We start from the raw sequence: 15,935 nt of genomic DNA, 5'->3' as shown, positions 1-15,935 counted from the left end.
TGCAAAAACCGCGGCCAATCGATGATTGACTGCGGTTTATCTGTGCCCCCACGGGGATTCGAACCCCGGACACGCTGATTAAGAGTCAGCTGCTCTAACCAGCTGAGCTATAGGGGCGCTGGCAAAACTTCAAGAGCCAAGTTGATATATTACTGCGAGGCCGCCATGTGCGCAACACGGTGTGTCGTGCCCAATCGCAACGCTTTGGTCAAATACGTTTGAAACGAATGGTAACTAGTCTCGAATATGGTAAACGTACAACGTTTTCACTAAGTGAGTGTTATAATTATTCGCAACGATGAAAAGCAACTGTACTGGTGCATTGTTTTAGATTCGTCAACTGCAAAACGATAAACATAGCCTTGCGGAACAACGTTGTGTAAAAGCTATGATTTATTGCCTTCGATGAAGAGAAGATGAGGAGTTTTTTATGTTCGCTAAACTTGCCGCCGAGTTTCTCGGCACCGCGTTACTGATGATTTTCGGCAATGGCGCCGTCGCCAACACCGAACTTAAAGGGACGAAAGGTCATGGAACGGGTTGGCTCAACATAGCGATGGGCTATGGTTTCGGTGTGATGTTCCCGGTCCTGATGTTCGGGCCGGTCTCCGGGGCGCATATCAACCCCGCCATGACCATCGGCCAGGCGGCGAACGGCCTCTTCCCATGGAACGAGGTGCCGCAGTACATCGCCGCCCAGCTGCTCGGCGCGGCTCTGGGCCAGCTGATCGTCTACATCACCTACCTTCCGTATTACAAGATGGAGACCAGCCCCGACGCCATTTTCGCGACGTTCAGCACCACCGAGGCCTCCAACAACAAGGTCGTCTACTTCCTCAACGAGCTTTTCGGCACTCTCATCCTCGTGCTCGGCGCGCTGTGCATGCTCAAGCTGGATTGGGGCTCGAAGAACCTGGCGGCCGCGTCCATCGTCGTCGGCTTCATCGTCTGGGGCCTGGTGACCTCCATGGGCGGCTCCACCGGCCCCGGCCTCAACCCGGCCCGCGACCTCGTGCCGCGCTTCCTGCACTGGATCCTGCCGATTCCCAACAAGGGCGGCTCGCGTTGGGGCGAGGCGTGGATTCCCGTTGTGGCGCCGATCATCGGAGCTGTCATCGGCGCGTGGATCTTCAACTTCTGCTTCCAGTGATTGGGTGGTTGATTGGCTTGATTGCTTTGATTGCTTTGATTGCTTGAGCTGACTCGCTTGATTGCCGGAACCGATATCCGGCATCGCCGAGGCTTTGTGAGACGGCGGCGTCCAGATTGCGCTGGGCGTCGCCGTCTCGCGTGTTCCGTTCTCGTTGCGCTTCTGCTTTGCTCCTGTACCGCCGCGTCGCAGGTCATGAAGAGCGCATATCATGAAACCAAGTGATTGAAGCCCAGCATGGGGAGTGGATGTGAAGCGCGACGGACGATCTGAACAGGGTGCGGCCGGCAGGTTCTTGGCCGTGCTGGACCTCATCGCCAGCTGGGCGCTCATCGGCCTGAGGGGGTTGGGCCACGGGGCGCTTGTCGTGTTGCGCTCGTTCAACCACGGTGTTCGTCGGCTGTGGCAGGCGGCGTCCGGTTTTCTGGGATTTTCCGGCGGGCGCGATCGACACGACGATAGTAAAGGCCATAAAAACAGCCAGGGGCGTAAGGGGCGCAAAGGCCATAAGGATGCTGGCAAACGGCAAGGTCGCCGCAAGCGTCGTGATGGTCAAAATTCCACGGTGAAATCTGGCCTGAGCGCGGGGCCGCCACCGCCTCCCGTGGTGGATATGGCGGCGATATCCCAAGGCTTCATCGGCTCGGTGCTGGAACCCGACTCCGCAAGCGAGGCGCAGCGAGGCGAGGCTCGACGCGGTGGAGCACGTGGCGGAGCAAAGGGGAGACCTTCGGCCTCCGTGTTCCGTGTGAGACGTACCGTCGTGGCGCTTGTTGCCGTGGTGCTGGTGGCCGCGATCGCCCTGGCCGTGCATGCCGTGGTGGCTTCGAAAGCGCAGCAGCAGTCCGAAAGCGCGCAGATCGCCCAAGCCGCCCAAAAGCGTGAGACCGCCAAGAAGGCCGCCGCGCAAGCCAAACGCAAGGCCGCCCACGACCCCTACAAGATACCCGCCCAGCCCGCGCTCACCGACCAGAGCCGCGGCGATATTTTGGCGCGTGCGCAGAAAACCGTGGCCGCCAGCGGCAAGCCCGCGCACCAATACACCTATTGCGTCGGCACCCGTGGCAACGTGGGCGACACCAATATGCGCGTCTTCGAAAACGACATCTTCCGCACGCTGAACGACCCGAAGGGCTGGCCGCGCGCCGGGGCGACCTTCACGCTCGGCGACGCGAACGCCGGCAACTGCGACTTCACCATGTACCTGGCGCAGGCCAACCAGGTGAGCACGTTCTCGGCGGACTGCTCCGACGAATACAGCTGCCGTGTGGGCGACGACGTGATCATCAACGAGGACCGCTGGAACGGCGCGACCAAGCAGCTCATCAAGGCCGGGCTCACCCTGCAGCGCTACCGCGAAATGGTCATCAACCACGAGGTCGGCCATCGCCTCGGGCACATCGACAACGAGCCGACGTGCGCCGGGCCGGGCAAACCCGCGCCGCTGATGCAGGAGCAGTCGATGGGGCTCAATGGGTGCGTACCCAACGAGTGGCCCACCGACCAAGAGCTGTGGATTCAGGAATGACGGGCGCTGCTGGCTGCGGCGCGACCCCTGTGACAGGGCGATTCGCGCCCACTCCATCCGGGCGCATGCATATCGGCAATGTATATGCAATGTTGGGCGCGTGGCTTTCGGCGCATGGTGGTGATGCGCATAATGCGTGTGATTCGTCTGATGCCGCAATTGATTCCCGTGATTTTTCGAGCGCGGGCGTCCGCGCTGAAGACATGCACAGGGTCGCTGATGGCGCGGGAAACGGCGCTCGCGGGCGCGTGTTGCTGCGCATCGAGGACGTCGACGGACCGCGAGCCCGGCCCGACGCTGACCGATGGATTATGGACGATCTGAACTGGTTGGGGCTCGCATGGGACGGCGACCCAATCTACCAATCCCAGCGCGCGGCCATCTACGAGGACGCGTTGCTTTCCTTGATGTCGCTGGAACTGACCGCTGATGGCGGACTGCGTTTGCGAGGTAGGGCAGGTGATGTCTCCAGTTCTGGTTGGGCAGACACCGTTGACTCGCATGGCCTGGCTGATTCAATAACTGCTGGATCGCAGATGTCGGATTCATCAAGCTCATCGTTGCCTGGGTCTTCGACTTCCAACGTGTCTGAATCTACGAATTCGCAAGGTTTGTCGGCGTTGGATTCCTTGTTTCTGAATGCTTTGCCGCGTTCTGGCGATGGGGCGGAATCTGTGGCAGATGGGCAGGGCCGACGGCAACCATGGCCTCGTGCCGCTGGGCCGGCGGAATCCGTGGCCGGTGGGCAGGGTGCTGAGGCTGCATGTCCCCTGATTTACCCGTGTTTCTGTTCGCGGGCCGACATCCGTGCGGCGTCGGCTCCCCAAGAAGGTGACCGTTTCATCATCTATCCGGGCACGTGCCGGCGGCTTTTGGCGTACGACCCAGCCGAGGTGCGGCGTCGGCTTGAGGCGGGTGAACGTCACTCGTGGCGTATTGCGGTGCCTAGGTGCAGTCAGGGGAATGTTGAGTCTGAAGGTGAGGTTGTCGACCGTAACTTGCGAGGTAATGACGATGCGTTTGGCGGCAAGACGGCAGAACGGAATCCCCGAAATTCGATGCCCGCGAATGCGTGTTGTGACGCTTCCATAATCTCGTTCGAGGACCGTGTCTACGGCGCGCAACGTTTCGACTTGGCGCGTGAGGTCGGCGACACGGTGGTGCGCCGGTCGGACGGCATCTTCTCCTACCAGCTCGCTGTTGTGGTCGATGACCTGCTGATGGGTGTCAACGACATCGTGCGCGGCCGTGATTTGCTGCGCTCGACTGCCTTGCAGATGTGGATTCAGCGGGCGCTGGTCGCCTCTGGATTCGCTGCGAAACATGGTGTCGGAATGGCGGCATCAAACCGCGATTCTGGAACTACCGAGAGTGGTTCTGGTCGAGAGACAGCTGAAACTCAGAATATCCGGGATACCGCTGTGCTGGCTGATGCTGTCTGTAGAAAATCTAGGTTTGCGAGTGACGGCCGTGATGACGCCTCCGCTCGTCCCAATCATCCCAACGGTTTGGCTGATAGTGCAAGCCAAATAAATGCTGCAAGCACTTCAGGCTCGCGTTCTCCGTTCCATCCCGACTATGCCCATCTGCCACTGATTGACGACCCTTCCGGAACGCGGCTGGCCAAGCGTCGGCGCTCGCTCGACATGGGGGAGTTGCGGGCCGCGGGAGTGCGCCCGGAGCAGGTCATCGGCTATTGCGCGTGGTTGCTGGGCTTGCGTGAACTGGGCCAAACGAAGCCCGTCGCGATGAGTGTGGATGAGGCGTTGCGACGATTCTCGTGGAGCAAGGTACGCGAGGACGTGACTGACAAGGTGCTGCCCGACGATTTGCTTGAAACTCTCCTGCGGATCTGAGCCGTAATGGAAGCGGATTTGTGGGAAATCCAAGGCAGATTCGAGATGGACTCGAGGATAATCTGAAAGGGATTTAGAACCGACCTTGGGTAAGTTTGAGACGGATTTGGACCAATGTGAAATTGTTCTGAAATCGGCTAAGGCCAGATTTGAAACACTTCGTGAAGAGTTCAAAATCGCGATAAAACAGCGAACGCAAGCCTTCGGATTTCACTGTTGCCCGCCTTCGCCGCCACGGTGACGAGGTGTTGGATATTATGGAGGCGAAAGCTCAATGGGGGAATCATGACGGCATATATGGACCACAAGAATCTGGCCAATGAGACCATCGACGCCAAGCGGCGCCAGGAGATCACCGACGGCGTGCACCGCGTACTCGACACCGTGGCGAAGGCGACCGCGGACGCGGGGCGCGAACCCGGCTCGGCCAAGCTGCTCGCGGCCACCAAGACCCGCGACGTCGGCGAAATCATGGCCGCCATCGACGCAGGCGTGCGCATGATCGGCGAGAACCGTCCGCAGGAGATTTCCGCCAAGGCCGAGGGGCTCATCCGCCACTGCGCCGACGAGGGATTCGACCTGGGCGCGTCGGTCTCGCCGCTCAAGGAAGGTTCGAATCCCGAGGCTCGCACGCACATTCCCTTCCATCTCATCGGCCAATTGCAGTCCAACAAGATCAACAAGGTGCTGCCTTACGTCGACACCATCGAGTCCGTCGATTCGCTCGAGACCGCCGAGAAGATCGCGCGGCGGGCGGTGGCGCATGACATCACTGTGGGCGTGCTGCTCGAGGTCAACGAGTCGGGCGAGGAGTCCAAGTCGGGCTGCGACCCGAAGCACGCCATCGAATTGGCCGGGCAGATCGGCGCCATCGGCGGGCTGCGGCTTGAGGGGCTGATGACCATCGGCGCCCACGTTGACGACGAGAAGCGCATCCGTGAGGGCTTCGCGCACCTGCGCCGCACCCGCGACCAGATTCTCGCCTCGGGCGACGCCGGCACCGCCGATTGCCGCGAGCTCTCGATGGGCATGACCCACGACATGGCGCTCGCCATCGCCGAGGGCTCCACCATCGTGCGTGTTGGCACGGCCATCTTTGGCGAGAGGGCATTCATCTGAGAAGGGCTGAGCGGAGCGGAAGGGAGTGTATCAAAAGCGATGAGGCGACAGAACGGTTCCGCGAACGCCCGGCAATTGGGGAATGCCGGTGCGGATGACGGCTCTGCGGCGAATGGCGACGTGCGTGTACATGCAGTGGTGAGCGGCCTCGTGCAAGGTGTCGGCTACCGCTATTTCGCAGTGAACGAGGCCTCTCGCCTAGGTGTCTCCGGCTGGGTGCGCAACCGTCGTGATGGCTCGGTCGAAGTGGAGGCGCAGGGTTCTGCCGACGCGGTTTCGGCAATGGTCGAGGTGCTGAAGTCAGGCCCAAGGTGGGGCCACGTCGACCATGTGCGGACTGAGGAAATTCCTCTTTCCAATAATAAAGACTCCGGATTCCGTGTTCGCCGCGATGCCTTCTGAGTGTGTTTATTTCGGCTCTTGACTGATTGAAGACGGGGAAGTGGCGTAGGCTGGGAGCCATGAGAATCGCACGTTTCACACATGATGACGAAGCCCCGCAATATGCCTTCGTGCAGACCGACAAGGGCGACGGCAAAGACTATCTCGTGGTGCTCGACGGCTACCCCTTCGGCGGGCAGACCGTGCGGCCCACCGGCAAGCGCTACCCGGTCGACGGCGAGGGCGTCCGCCTGCTCGCCCCGATCATCCCCTCGAAGGTCTACGGCCTGGCCAAGAACTACGAGGCCCACGCCGAGTTCATGCATGCCAAGGGCCAGTCGCAGGCCGAGCATGCGCCGAGCGACATGGTCATCTTCATGAAGCCGAGCACCTCCGTGATCGGGCCCGACGACCCCATCGTCATCCCCGATTTCTCCAACGATATGAACTTCGAGCCCGAGGTGGCGGTCATCATCGGCCGCATCGCCAAGAACGTCTCGGTCACCAAGGCCATGGACTACGTGCTGGGCTACACCTGCGTCAATGACGTGACGCTGCGCGACCTGCAGGGCGACGACCCGATGTGGACGCGCGCCAAGGGCTTCGACACCTCGTGCCCGCTCGGCCCGTGGATCCAGACCGAGCTCAACTGGCAGGACGCCAAGATCTCCTTCACCCTGAATGGCAAGGCTGTGCCGGGGGCCTCGGGCACCACGGCCGACCTGATTCACTCGATTCCCCAGCAAATCGCTGAGATCTCAAGCTTCGCCACCCTGCTGCCTGGCGACGTCATCATGACGGGCACCCCCAACGCCTCGGGCTCGCTCAAGCCGCGCGACGAGGCCATCGTCAACATCGAGGGCATCGGTTCCCTGAGAAATGTGGTCGTAAAGGGCTGAAGCCGCACACCCAAACAGGGGCATTTAAATCAAGAACGTTGATATTCTGCGGTTCTGTTTTTAAATGCCCCTGTTTGGGTGTGTAGGTTCTTCTTATTCTGATGTTTCCGGTCGCATAACTGCAGCATGCTCATAGGCCGTTCGAGATGAGAAAACCCAGTGTCTCCCGCTCGTCGATAGGCCCGCTCCAAATCGTCGCAGAAGCGCAAATCGAGCGCCGGGCTCCCCAGATTGTCTTTTTCGGCCGTGAAAATTTGCCATCCCAGGGATTGAAGGGTATTGAAGCGTTCCCAATCTTCTGCGATTTGATGGTGGTGGTGCTGCCCGTTGAACTCGATGCCAATCTGGTATTCCGGGTAGGCCATATCCAACAAGTAATATGACGATCTGAGATTTATTCGATAATTGATTTCCGGCTCCGGAAAGCCGTATCTGCAGAGCATGATTCGCATTTTCGTCTCCGCTGGCGAATCGGTATTCTCCCGTACTCGGGAAAGCGCGCGGAGACATTTGTTCCTGTTCTGGAATGGGAGACAATCTCGCAGGTAGTTTTCTATGCTTTTCTTGTTGGTTCTGCGAAGCATGGAATCTCGGCAAACCAGCGAATCGCCAAGAATGATGGCGTCTTCGAAGCTGATTTCGCGGGATAGCTGTGCAAAGGTCGCTTCTGGAGATGAGCATAAGATGCCCGCGATTTCAATGGCATCACCCGTTGTGTCCGCGTTGTTCCAAGTTTTGAAGCGGACCCCTTTCATGCGGTATCTTGACTCGTGCTGCTTGACGCTCACATAGATTCCAGAGTCCTCTTTCGTCGTGGCGACGCCCATCAGCGCGGCTGCTGTGAAATGGCTTGCGGTGAGCTGCTTTTTCGTGCGCCGCTGAACCTTGAGGAACGCGTGGATGGCTCGTTGTTGGCGTTCCCATGCGGCATGGCGCATGAGTTTTTCCGTATCTGGCTCTCGAATAATCTCAAACATGGTTGCACCATATCCGATTTCTGAGTTTTTCCGTGATGATTTCGGGTACTGTGGTCGAACGGTTGGATTTCGACACGCCCAAACAGGGGTATTTAAATCAGAAACGTTGGAATTCCGCGGTTTTATTTTTAAATGGGCCTGTTTGGGTATGTCTTGATTGTGGATAACTCGAGTCAGTCTGAGGAATGGCCAGTACCTAACTAGACAAAGAGGTCTAAAAGTTGAGTCTCTTTCACTCAAGTTTTGGGAATAGGCGGGGCTTGGTTGCTGTTGAGTATGACAGATAACGAAATATGCCTTGGCGCGCGAGCGAAAACCGAGAACCGAGAAGCGCGGCCGGGGCGAACAAAACGGAGGTAGATATGGAACAGAAGTTCACGACCATGGCCCAAGAGGCCATCGGTGACGCGATTCAGAGCGCGTCGGCTGCGGGCAATCCGCAGGTTGATACTTTGCATGTGCTTGACGCTTTGCTGCGTCAGGAGAACGGCGTGGTGCCGGGACTCATCGAGGCCGCGGGCGGCAATCGCCAGGGCATCGGCGCGGCCGTGCGCAATGCGCTGGTGAAGCTGCCGAGCGCGAGTGGCTCGTCCACTTCGCAGCCGCAGGCCAGCCGTCAGCTCACGACGGCGCTGGCTCAGGCCGAGAAAGAGATGCAGAAGATGGGCGACGAATACGTCTCCACCGAGCACCTTCTTATTGGCATCGCGGCGAGTGCGCCGAACGAGAGCGCGGATATTTTGAAGGCCAACGGTGTGACGGCCGAGGGCTTGCGCAAGGCCGTTCCGAGCGTGCGTGGCGGCGCGAAAGTGACCAGCCCGGATGCCGAAGGCAGCTACAAGGCGCTGGAGAAGTACTCCACCGACCTCACGGCGCAGGCGAAGGAAGGCAAGCTCGATCCGGTGATCGGCCGCGATCAGGAGATCCGCCGTGTCATCCAGATTCTTTCTCGCCGCACCAAGAACAACCCCGTTCTGATTGGCGAGCCCGGCGTCGGCAAGACCGCAGTCGTCGAAGGCCTGGCGGAACGAATCGTGGCGGGCGACGTACCCACGACCTTGCAGAACAAGAAGCTCATCAGCCTTGACTTGGGTTCGATGGTGGCCGGTTCGAAGTACCGTGGCGAGTTCGAGGAACGCCTGAAGTCCGTCCTGAACGAGATCAAGAGCGCCAACGGCGAGATCATCACCTTCATCGACGAGATTCATACCATCGTCGGCGCGGGTGCGGCCGAAGGCTCCATGGACGCCGGCAATATGCTGAAGCCCATGCTGGCCCGTGGCGAACTCCGCCTGATCGGCGCGACCACGCTCGACGAATACCGCGAGAACATCGAAAAGGACCCGGCTCTGGAACGTCGTTTCCAGCAGGTCTTCGTCGGCGAGCCCAGCGTTGAAGACACCATCGCGATTCTGCGCGGCCTGAAGCAGCGTTACGAGGCTCACCACAAGGTGACCATCGGCGACGATGCGCTCGTTGCCGCCGCGACGCTTTCGAACCGGTATATCACCGGCCGTCAGCTGCCTGATAAGGCCATCGATTTGGTCGACGAGGCCGCTGCGCACCTGCGTATGGAGTTGGATAGCCAGCCCGAGGAAATCGATGAGCTGCAACGTCGCGAGACCCGTCTCGAGATGGAGGAAATGCAGCTCAAGAAGGCCGAGGATCCCGCGAGCAAGGACCGCCTGAAGAAGCTGCAAAGCGACTTGGCGGACACCCGCGAGAAGCTTTCGGGGCTCAAGGCCCGTTGGGACCAGGAAAAGGCCGGCCACAACAAGGTCGGCGATCTGCGCGCCCAGCTTGACGCCAAGAAGGTCCAGGCTGACAAGTACACCCGCGAGGGCGATTTGGAGAAGGCCAGCAAGATTCTCTACGGTGAAGTCCCGGCGATCCAGAAGCAACTGGATCTGGCCGAGCAGGCCGCGGACGAGGAGAACGCGAACGGTCAGGAGACCGAGCCGATGGTTCCCGACCACGTGGACGCCGATTCGGTGGCGGGCATCGTCTCCGAATGGACCGGCATTCCTGTCGGCCGCCTGATGCAGGGCGAGAATGAGAAGCTCCTGAATATGGAGAAGTTCCTCGGCAAGCGTGTCATCGGCCAGAAGGAAGCCATTCAGGCGGTTTCGGACGCTGTGCGGCGCTCGCGTGCCGGCATCTCCGACCCGAACCGTCCGACCGGCTCGTTCCTCTTCCTGGGCCCGACCGGTGTGGGCAAGACGGAGCTCGCCAAGGCGTTGGCGGACTTCCTCTTCGACGACGAGAAGGCCATGGTGCGTATCGATATGAGCGAGTACATGGAAAAGGGTTCCGTGACCCGCCTGATCGGTGCGGCCCCCGGCTACGTCGGTTACGAAGAGGGCGGCCAGCTCACCGAGGCCGTGCGGCGTCGTCCTTACTCCGTCGTGCTGTTCGACGAGGTGGAGAAGGCGAATCCTGAGATCTTCGACATCCTTCTACAGGTGCTTGACGACGGTCGCCTGACCGATGGCCAGGGCAGGACCGTGGACTTCAAGAACACGATTCTCATCATGACTTCGAACTTGGGTTCGCAGTTCCTAGTGCAGCCTGACTTGGATGACGAGGCCAAGAAGAAGGCCGTGATGGACGCGGTTCACGCGCACTTCAAGCCCGAGTTCCTCAACCGTCTCGACGAGCTGGTCATCTTCCATCCGCTCACCCGCGAGGAGCTGGGCGAGATCGTGGACATCCAAGTCAAGCAGGTCGCGTCTCGCTTGACCGACCGCCGCATCACGCTCGACGTCACCAAGGCCGCGAAGGAATGGCTTGCCAACGCCGGTTACGACCCGGCTTACGGCGCCCGTCCGCTGCGTCGACTGGTGCAGACCGAGGTCGGCGACCAGATGGCGAAGATGTTGCTTTCCGGCAAGGTCCACGACGGCGACACCGTTCTGGTCGACCAGACCGGCGGCGAGCATCTCGAGCTCACTACGATGCCGGAGGATCCGCTGAGCGGGGACGACGACAAGTGAGTGATGTCTGATGCGATGAAGCTTGTCACGGAACGCAGGCAATAAAGCGTTTCGCGGCAGGTTTGTCGATAGCAGATAGAGATAGTAATTGTCTGGCACGAGAGCCGGGCTGTTGCAGCAATGCGATAGCCCGGTTTTTGCGTCGTTCTGGGGATGTTTATTGTTGTTTGGCGCGCTAGTGTTGCTTGGCGTGCAAGTGCTGTTTGGCGCGCCAATGTACAGCAGAGAATGGTATGAGCGTGAAAGACTCGGTTCAGTGCTGCGATAATTGGTTGGGCGGAATCTACTGTACTTAAAAAACCGCGGAATACCAACAATCTGTTGGATGGACAACTTCCGGCTTGCAGCAGTGAAGGGTGGAATCGTGTGTAAGTTTCATTCTGTGCTGCAATGTTCGAGTGGCGGGAATTTTTTAGAATTAAGAAACCTTAAAATTCCAATGATTTGGTAAACGGTCGATATCCAACTCATAGCAGTGAGTGGTAAAAGCGCGTACGAAGTTCGTTCCGTGCTACGTCCGCGGTAAAGATAGCGTCTCGCCGCGAACCGGCATCGTTCTCAGCGTGCTTTGCTAATTGATGTTGGCGCGTTGCGCTTTGCGACGTCCATTGATCATAAGGACGAGCGCCAAAATCGCGAGAACGAACCCGGCGACGACCAGCACCCCAACCCCGCCGAACAGCGCGAATGTCAGGCGTGGCTGCGGGCCGAACACCAGCAACAGCGCGAACGCCCAGACCGCGATGATGATGACGGTGATGACGAAAATGCGGGCGAAATGCATGAGTTTTCGGATGCCTGCGATGAGCGTATCGAAAGCGCGGTCGGCGATGGCATGGGCCGTGACGTTTGCGTTTGCACCGATAGTGCTGGTGTCGTTGCTTGTACCGGTCTCAGTGTCTGAGCCTTGAGGCGGTGAGACCGGGCCTTCGTCGCCTTCGTTCGTGTTGGCGGACGAGCCTTTGTTCGCAGCAGAAACTTTCATTGTTGTGGACGAGGTCTGCGCTGTCGTTGCGGGATGTATTGAATTCCGCGCTTTTTCAACGTCGCGAAGAATCAACAGTTGGACCAGTTCGATGGCCAGCGCCAAGGTGATGATGACGTTGACCCCGCCAAAATAGGCGCGCCGCGAACCTTCCGGGAATTGGCTGCCGGCCACGCAAATGGCAAGACTATAAATGAAGGCCCCTATAGCCCCCAACGAAATCAGCGAATTGACGTCCGGGGCGCGATGCCTCAGCGCATGCCAACCTTCGTGGTGAATCGGGGCGCCGCACCAAAACATCGTCGGCGTGGTCAGAATGGCCTGCAGCCAAGGGTTGACCAGCCAGGTGGACGCAACGGAAGTGCTGAAACGGCTGATCAGCGAAGGGATGAAAACGATGGCGGTGAGCACAATCGCGAAAACCAGCATCCGGGAAATACGCGAAATCTGGGTTTGGGTCTGGTCGGCTTCTGCCGTGGTCCGCTTGGTTTCCGGTTTGTCGTCGACTGCGTTTGTTGTCGGTTTCGATTGATCGGAAGAAGTCGAATTGGGGTTTCGCAGCCCCTGCAACGCCGTCTCCACCGACGATTGCGCCGAAGTGGGCGAGCGGAAATAGAGGATGATGAGCCAGGTGGCGAGCGCGGCCAGGACTATCGCCAAACCGCCCATGAACAGGTCGAATCCCACGTCCCCTCCTTGATTTCCCTTATATCATCGCAGAGTTTCGGCGGTTATGGCTTCTTGGCCCGCCGATTGACACGGGATATGTGAATTTGACGGCGTGAGATGGGCGGGATGGCTGGGGTTGGTGGGATATTCGAGTGGTTTCTAGGCGTGTCGTGTATAGCAGCGTTGGTGCCGATTTTTCGTCCATGGACTCCGGTTTAATAGAACATATGTTCGAAAATCCTGTTGTGATTATTGTGCTGGTCATCCTCGCGGCGGCGCTGGGGTTGGTGGCCGGATTTGTGCTGGGCAAATCGCGCGGTCAGGATTCCGCGCGGGCGCTCAAGGATTCCGACGCCAAGGACGCTCAGGCGCAAAACGACGCTTTGCGTGGGCAGGTCAGCAACCTGACGGCTCAATCGGCGCAATATCGCGCCCAGGTGGACGGGCTTAACCAGCAGTTGGCGTTCGTCAAATCCCAGCTTTCGCAGGCGCAGCAGGCCGAGCAGATTCGGCTCCAGAGGCAGCGTGAGCAGGAGGCGCAGCAGGCCGAGCGCAAACGCCAGGAGCAGGCGAAGGCCATGGCCGAGCAGAGCAAGGTGCTTTCGGCGCTCGCGCCCGTGCAAAAGAACCTCGACGCCTTGCAGCACAAGGTCTCGCAGATCGAGGAGGGGCGCAAGCATGAGATGGGTGCGCTCGGCGAGCAGCTCAAGGGGCTCAACGAGCAGCAGACCAGGCTCGACAAGGAGACCAGCTCGCTTTCGGCGGCCTTGCGCAACAACAAGGTGCGTGGCGCGTGGGGTGAGGCGCAGCTGAAGAACATCGTGGAGTCGGCCGGTCTGCTGGAGCATGTCGATTTCGACACCCAGGTGGTCGTCACCGACCCAGAGGGCAACATCCAGCGGCCTGATATGGTGGTGCACCTGCCTGGAGGCAAGACCATTCCCATCGACGCGAAGGTGCCGTATTCCGATTATCAGAGGGCGTGCGAGATTCCAGACACCGCCTCGCCGGAGGAATTGGCCCGTCGAGACGAGCTGTTGCAGGCCCATGCCAAGGCGTTGCGCGAGCACGTCAAGACCTTGGGTGACAAGGCCTATTGGAACGCTTTCGACACGGCTCCCGATTTCGTCATCGCTTTCATCCCCAACGACGCTTTGCTTGAGTCGGCCTTGCAGGTCGATCCGACGCTGATGGACGACGCCTTCGCGCGCAAGGTGGCGCTGACCTCGCCGGTCACGCTGTGGGCCGTGCTCAAGTCGGTAGCCTTCGCGTGGCAACAGCAGAGCCTGACCGATGACGCCAAGATGCTTTTCGACCTCTCGCGCGAGCTCTATGAGCGCTTCGCGGTCTTGGGCGACAAGGCCAACAAGCTGGGGCACTCGATCACTCGTACTGTCTCGGCCTATAACGCCTTCGCTTCGTCGCTCGAGTCGAGGGTGCTGGTCACGGCCCGCAAGATGCAGAAAATCGACGGCAGCAAGGTCATCGAGCCGGTGGAGCCGGTCGACTCCGACAAGACCGACATCAAAGAACTCACCGCCCCCGAGCTGAATCTTGACGAGGAGGAGTGAAGCGCGGACTCGGTTGCCGATTGCGGTTTGTGACGCTGGCTTTGGTGATGCTTGTTGATGGTGGTTGGCGACTCGTCTTGGTGGCCGATTAGGTGATGTTGGCCGATCGTTACGAATGACTTGGCGCAGATGGCGATGCTCTCGACGACGGGTTAGCCTGCATTGGGAGTTGAGTTGATTCGAGTCAGATGTTGTTTCGATCTGGCTTGAGTGTTGGGTTGTATAGGTTGGTCCGGGTAAGTGCTGGGTTGACCGCAAGAGACGATAGGGTGGCAGCATGACTGTGATGAAACAACCGGCGGACGATCAGGGAGCTGCCGAGGTGGCGAATTTCCGCGCGGAATTACGCGACATGTTGACCTCCGAGATGAGCGCGAAACCCTTCAGTGAGCTTTTCGGCGTCACATTCGGCCAGCGTGGGGTCGAGATTGTCGGAGACGTGTTGCTGGATGCGGTGGAGTCGGATGGATATTCGCTCGACGACTTCGACGCGGTGGGCGCGTTGACCGCGGCCGCGGTGCCACTGGTGATTTCGATGGTGGGCGCGGCCTCCAAGCGAGGTGCCGAACTCAATGGGTTTGTGATGGATTTCGTGTATCCGTCGATCAAAGGGCCGTCGATCAAAGGTAAGCGCGTGCTGCTTCTTGATTCGTGGCTTTCCGAGAAATCGTATGTGCAGACATCCTCACTGGTCACCTTGCGCAATGGCAACGAGCTGAGTCTGGATTTCGGCATCGTCGAGCACGAGGGCGCGAAGGTCGTCGCCATAGCCTCGCTCATTGGTGGGTTGGATAACGATGAAGATATCGAAGTCATCAATCCTGTGACCCAGGAACGCAAGGAATTGCCGTTCATCCAGGCCTATCATGAGTCGGAGCTGAGGACGTTCGCTGAGACGGAGGGGAGCCAAGCCGATGCGTGAGCCCAATCCAGTCACCGCCGCCGCGCAGGCCTCGGGCGAACCGGTGTTCCGCCAGATCGGCGTTGGACCTTGGAACGAGACCCATCCGAACGATCCGCGTCCTGATGATCCGAAGTCGCCGAATTTCGACCCTCGTTTCGATTCCGAGCTCCTTGACAATGGCGACCGGCGCAACGTGCTCGACAAATTCCGTTATTGGTCGGTCGAGGCCATCAAGGCCGAACTTGACAAACAAGGCCGTCATGGCTTTGACGTGGCTGTGGAGAACTGGACCCACGATTTCAACATCGGCTCGATGGTCCGTACGGCCAACGCCTTCGCCGCCCACAAGGTTCACATCGTCGGCCCGCACAAGTGGAACCGCAAGGGTGCGCTGATGACCGAGCTCTACCAGCACGTCGACCATCATCCCTCGATCGAGGACTTGGTGACGTCGTGGAAGGCGGAGATGAAGGAGGAGATCGCGCAGGCGCAGGCCGCCGAGGCCAAGGCCGAGTTTCGCTTCGATAAAGCCCACTATCATGAGGCGGCCGAAGACGCCAAGAACTCGCGCATCATCGCTCTCGACATCATCCCCGGCGCGGTACCTATCGAGACCTACCGCTTCCCGAGGCGCTGCCTCATGCTCTTCGGCGCGGAGGGCCCCGGCCTTTCGCAGCGCGCGCTGGAGCTGGCCGACGACGTGGTCTACATCTCCCAGTTCGGTTCGGTGCGCTCCATCAACGCCGGTGCCGCCGCCGCGGTCTCGATGCACTGCTGGATCTCGCAGAACATGAGGTGACACAAGCCGTTTCGGCCAGATAGACTCTGGTTCGCGTCGGCCACATCTGTAAGACGATAGTAAAACGTTTGTATTGATAATTGTGCCAGAGATTCGATAATCAC

11 protein-coding genes, 1 tRNA gene and 3 pseudogenes are annotated in these 15,935 nt (G+C 59.4%); 12 read left to right on the top strand and 3 right to left on the bottom strand.

Annotation, left to right across the window (positions count from 1 at the left end; all coding sequences use genetic code 11):
- Positions 1 to 43: 43 nt before the first annotated feature.
- Positions 44 to 117 (bottom strand) — tRNA-Lys (locus OZY47_RS07795).
- Between the two features lie 313 nt (positions 118 to 430).
- On the opposite strand from OZY47_RS07795, the gene OZY47_RS07790 reads away from it, so the two are divergent.
- The 8 genes and pseudogenes from OZY47_RS07790 to OZY47_RS07755 all read left to right on the top strand — a co-directional run bounded on the left by OZY47_RS07790 (position 431) and on the right by OZY47_RS07755 (position 6,933).
- Complete coding sequence (locus tag OZY47_RS07790) at positions 431 to 1,150, top strand: MIP/aquaporin family protein (protein ID WP_277177784.1); 720 nt, start codon at positions 431 to 433, stop codon at positions 1,148 to 1,150.
- Between the two features lie 250 nt (positions 1,151 to 1,400).
- On the top strand, positions 1,401 to 2,678 hold the full coding sequence (locus OZY47_RS07785) for a DUF3152 domain-containing protein (protein WP_277177782.1): 1,278 nt from the start codon (positions 1,401 to 1,403) through the stop codon (positions 2,676 to 2,678).
- Positions 2,675 to 3,049, top strand: a pseudogene (locus OZY47_RS07780) (glutamate--tRNA ligase family protein); the annotation flags it as partial. The gene OZY47_RS07785 and the pseudogene OZY47_RS07780, both read left to right, overlap by 4 nt.
- A gap of 399 nt (positions 3,050 to 3,448) precedes the next feature.
- A pseudogene (locus OZY47_RS07775) lies at positions 3,449 to 3,991 on the top strand (glutamate--tRNA ligase family protein); the annotation flags it as partial.
- 264 nt (positions 3,992 to 4,255) lie between these two features.
- A pseudogene (locus OZY47_RS07770) lies at positions 4,256 to 4,534 on the top strand (tRNA glutamyl-Q(34) synthetase GluQRS); the annotation flags it as partial.
- Positions 4,535 to 4,819: 285 nt separating this feature from the next.
- Positions 4,820 to 5,653: a YggS family pyridoxal phosphate-dependent enzyme gene (locus OZY47_RS07765; RefSeq protein WP_277177780.1), complete on the top strand. Its 834-nt coding sequence runs from the start codon at positions 4,820 to 4,822 to the stop codon at positions 5,651 to 5,653.
- A 39-nt stretch (positions 5,654 to 5,692) separates the two neighbouring features.
- On the top strand, positions 5,693 to 6,055 hold the full coding sequence (locus OZY47_RS07760; protein WP_277177778.1) for an acylphosphatase: 363 nt from the start codon (positions 5,693 to 5,695) through the stop codon (positions 6,053 to 6,055).
- A 59-nt stretch (positions 6,056 to 6,114) separates the two neighbouring features.
- Positions 6,115 to 6,933: a fumarylacetoacetate hydrolase family protein gene (locus tag OZY47_RS07755; protein WP_277177777.1), complete on the top strand. Its 819-nt coding sequence runs from the start codon at positions 6,115 to 6,117 to the stop codon at positions 6,931 to 6,933.
- 29 nt (positions 6,934 to 6,962) lie between these two features.
- Here OZY47_RS07755 and OZY47_RS07750 read toward each other — a convergent pair whose 3' ends face one another.
- Positions 6,963 to 7,910, bottom strand: a complete 948-nt coding sequence (locus OZY47_RS07750; protein ID WP_277177776.1) for a hypothetical protein — start codon at positions 7,908 to 7,910, stop codon at positions 6,963 to 6,965.
- A 362-nt stretch (positions 7,911 to 8,272) separates the two neighbouring features.
- On the opposite strand from OZY47_RS07750, the gene clpB reads away from it, so the two are divergent.
- Complete coding sequence (gene clpB, locus OZY47_RS07745; RefSeq protein ID WP_277177774.1) at positions 8,273 to 10,903, top strand: ATP-dependent chaperone ClpB; 2,631 nt, start codon at positions 8,273 to 8,275, stop codon at positions 10,901 to 10,903.
- Between the two features lie 571 nt (positions 10,904 to 11,474).
- On the opposite strand, the gene OZY47_RS07740 is transcribed toward clpB, so the two are convergent.
- Positions 11,475 to 12,575, bottom strand: coding sequence for a hypothetical protein (locus tag OZY47_RS07740; protein WP_277177773.1), 1,101 nt, complete (start codon positions 12,573 to 12,575; stop codon positions 11,475 to 11,477).
- Between the two features lie 209 nt (positions 12,576 to 12,784).
- On the opposite strand from OZY47_RS07740, the gene rmuC reads away from it, so the two are divergent.
- The 3 genes from rmuC to OZY47_RS07725 all read left to right on the top strand — a co-directional run bounded on the left by rmuC (position 12,785) and on the right by OZY47_RS07725 (position 15,831).
- Positions 12,785 to 14,128: a DNA recombination protein RmuC gene (rmuC, locus tag OZY47_RS07735; protein ID WP_277177771.1), complete on the top strand. Its 1,344-nt coding sequence runs from the start codon at positions 12,785 to 12,787 to the stop codon at positions 14,126 to 14,128.
- Positions 14,129 to 14,405: 277 nt separating this feature from the next.
- Positions 14,406 to 15,050, top strand: coding sequence for an orotate phosphoribosyltransferase (locus OZY47_RS07730; protein WP_277177770.1), 645 nt, complete (start codon positions 14,406 to 14,408; stop codon positions 15,048 to 15,050).
- Positions 15,043 to 15,831 (top strand): TrmH family RNA methyltransferase, encoded by a 789-nt coding sequence (locus OZY47_RS07725; RefSeq protein WP_277177768.1) that lies wholly within the window; start codon positions 15,043 to 15,045, stop codon positions 15,829 to 15,831. Before OZY47_RS07730 ends, OZY47_RS07725 begins: the two co-directional genes overlap by 8 nt.
- The last annotated feature ends 104 nt before the right edge of the window (positions 15,832 to 15,935 follow it).

The sequence above is a fragment of the Bifidobacterium sp. ESL0790 genome, from assembly GCF_029395435.1.
Classification (GTDB): Bacteria; Actinomycetota; Actinomycetes; order Actinomycetales; family Bifidobacteriaceae; genus Bifidobacterium.
Note: the sequence above shows the minus strand (reverse complement) of the source record. Positions and strands in the feature narration are given on the sequence as shown.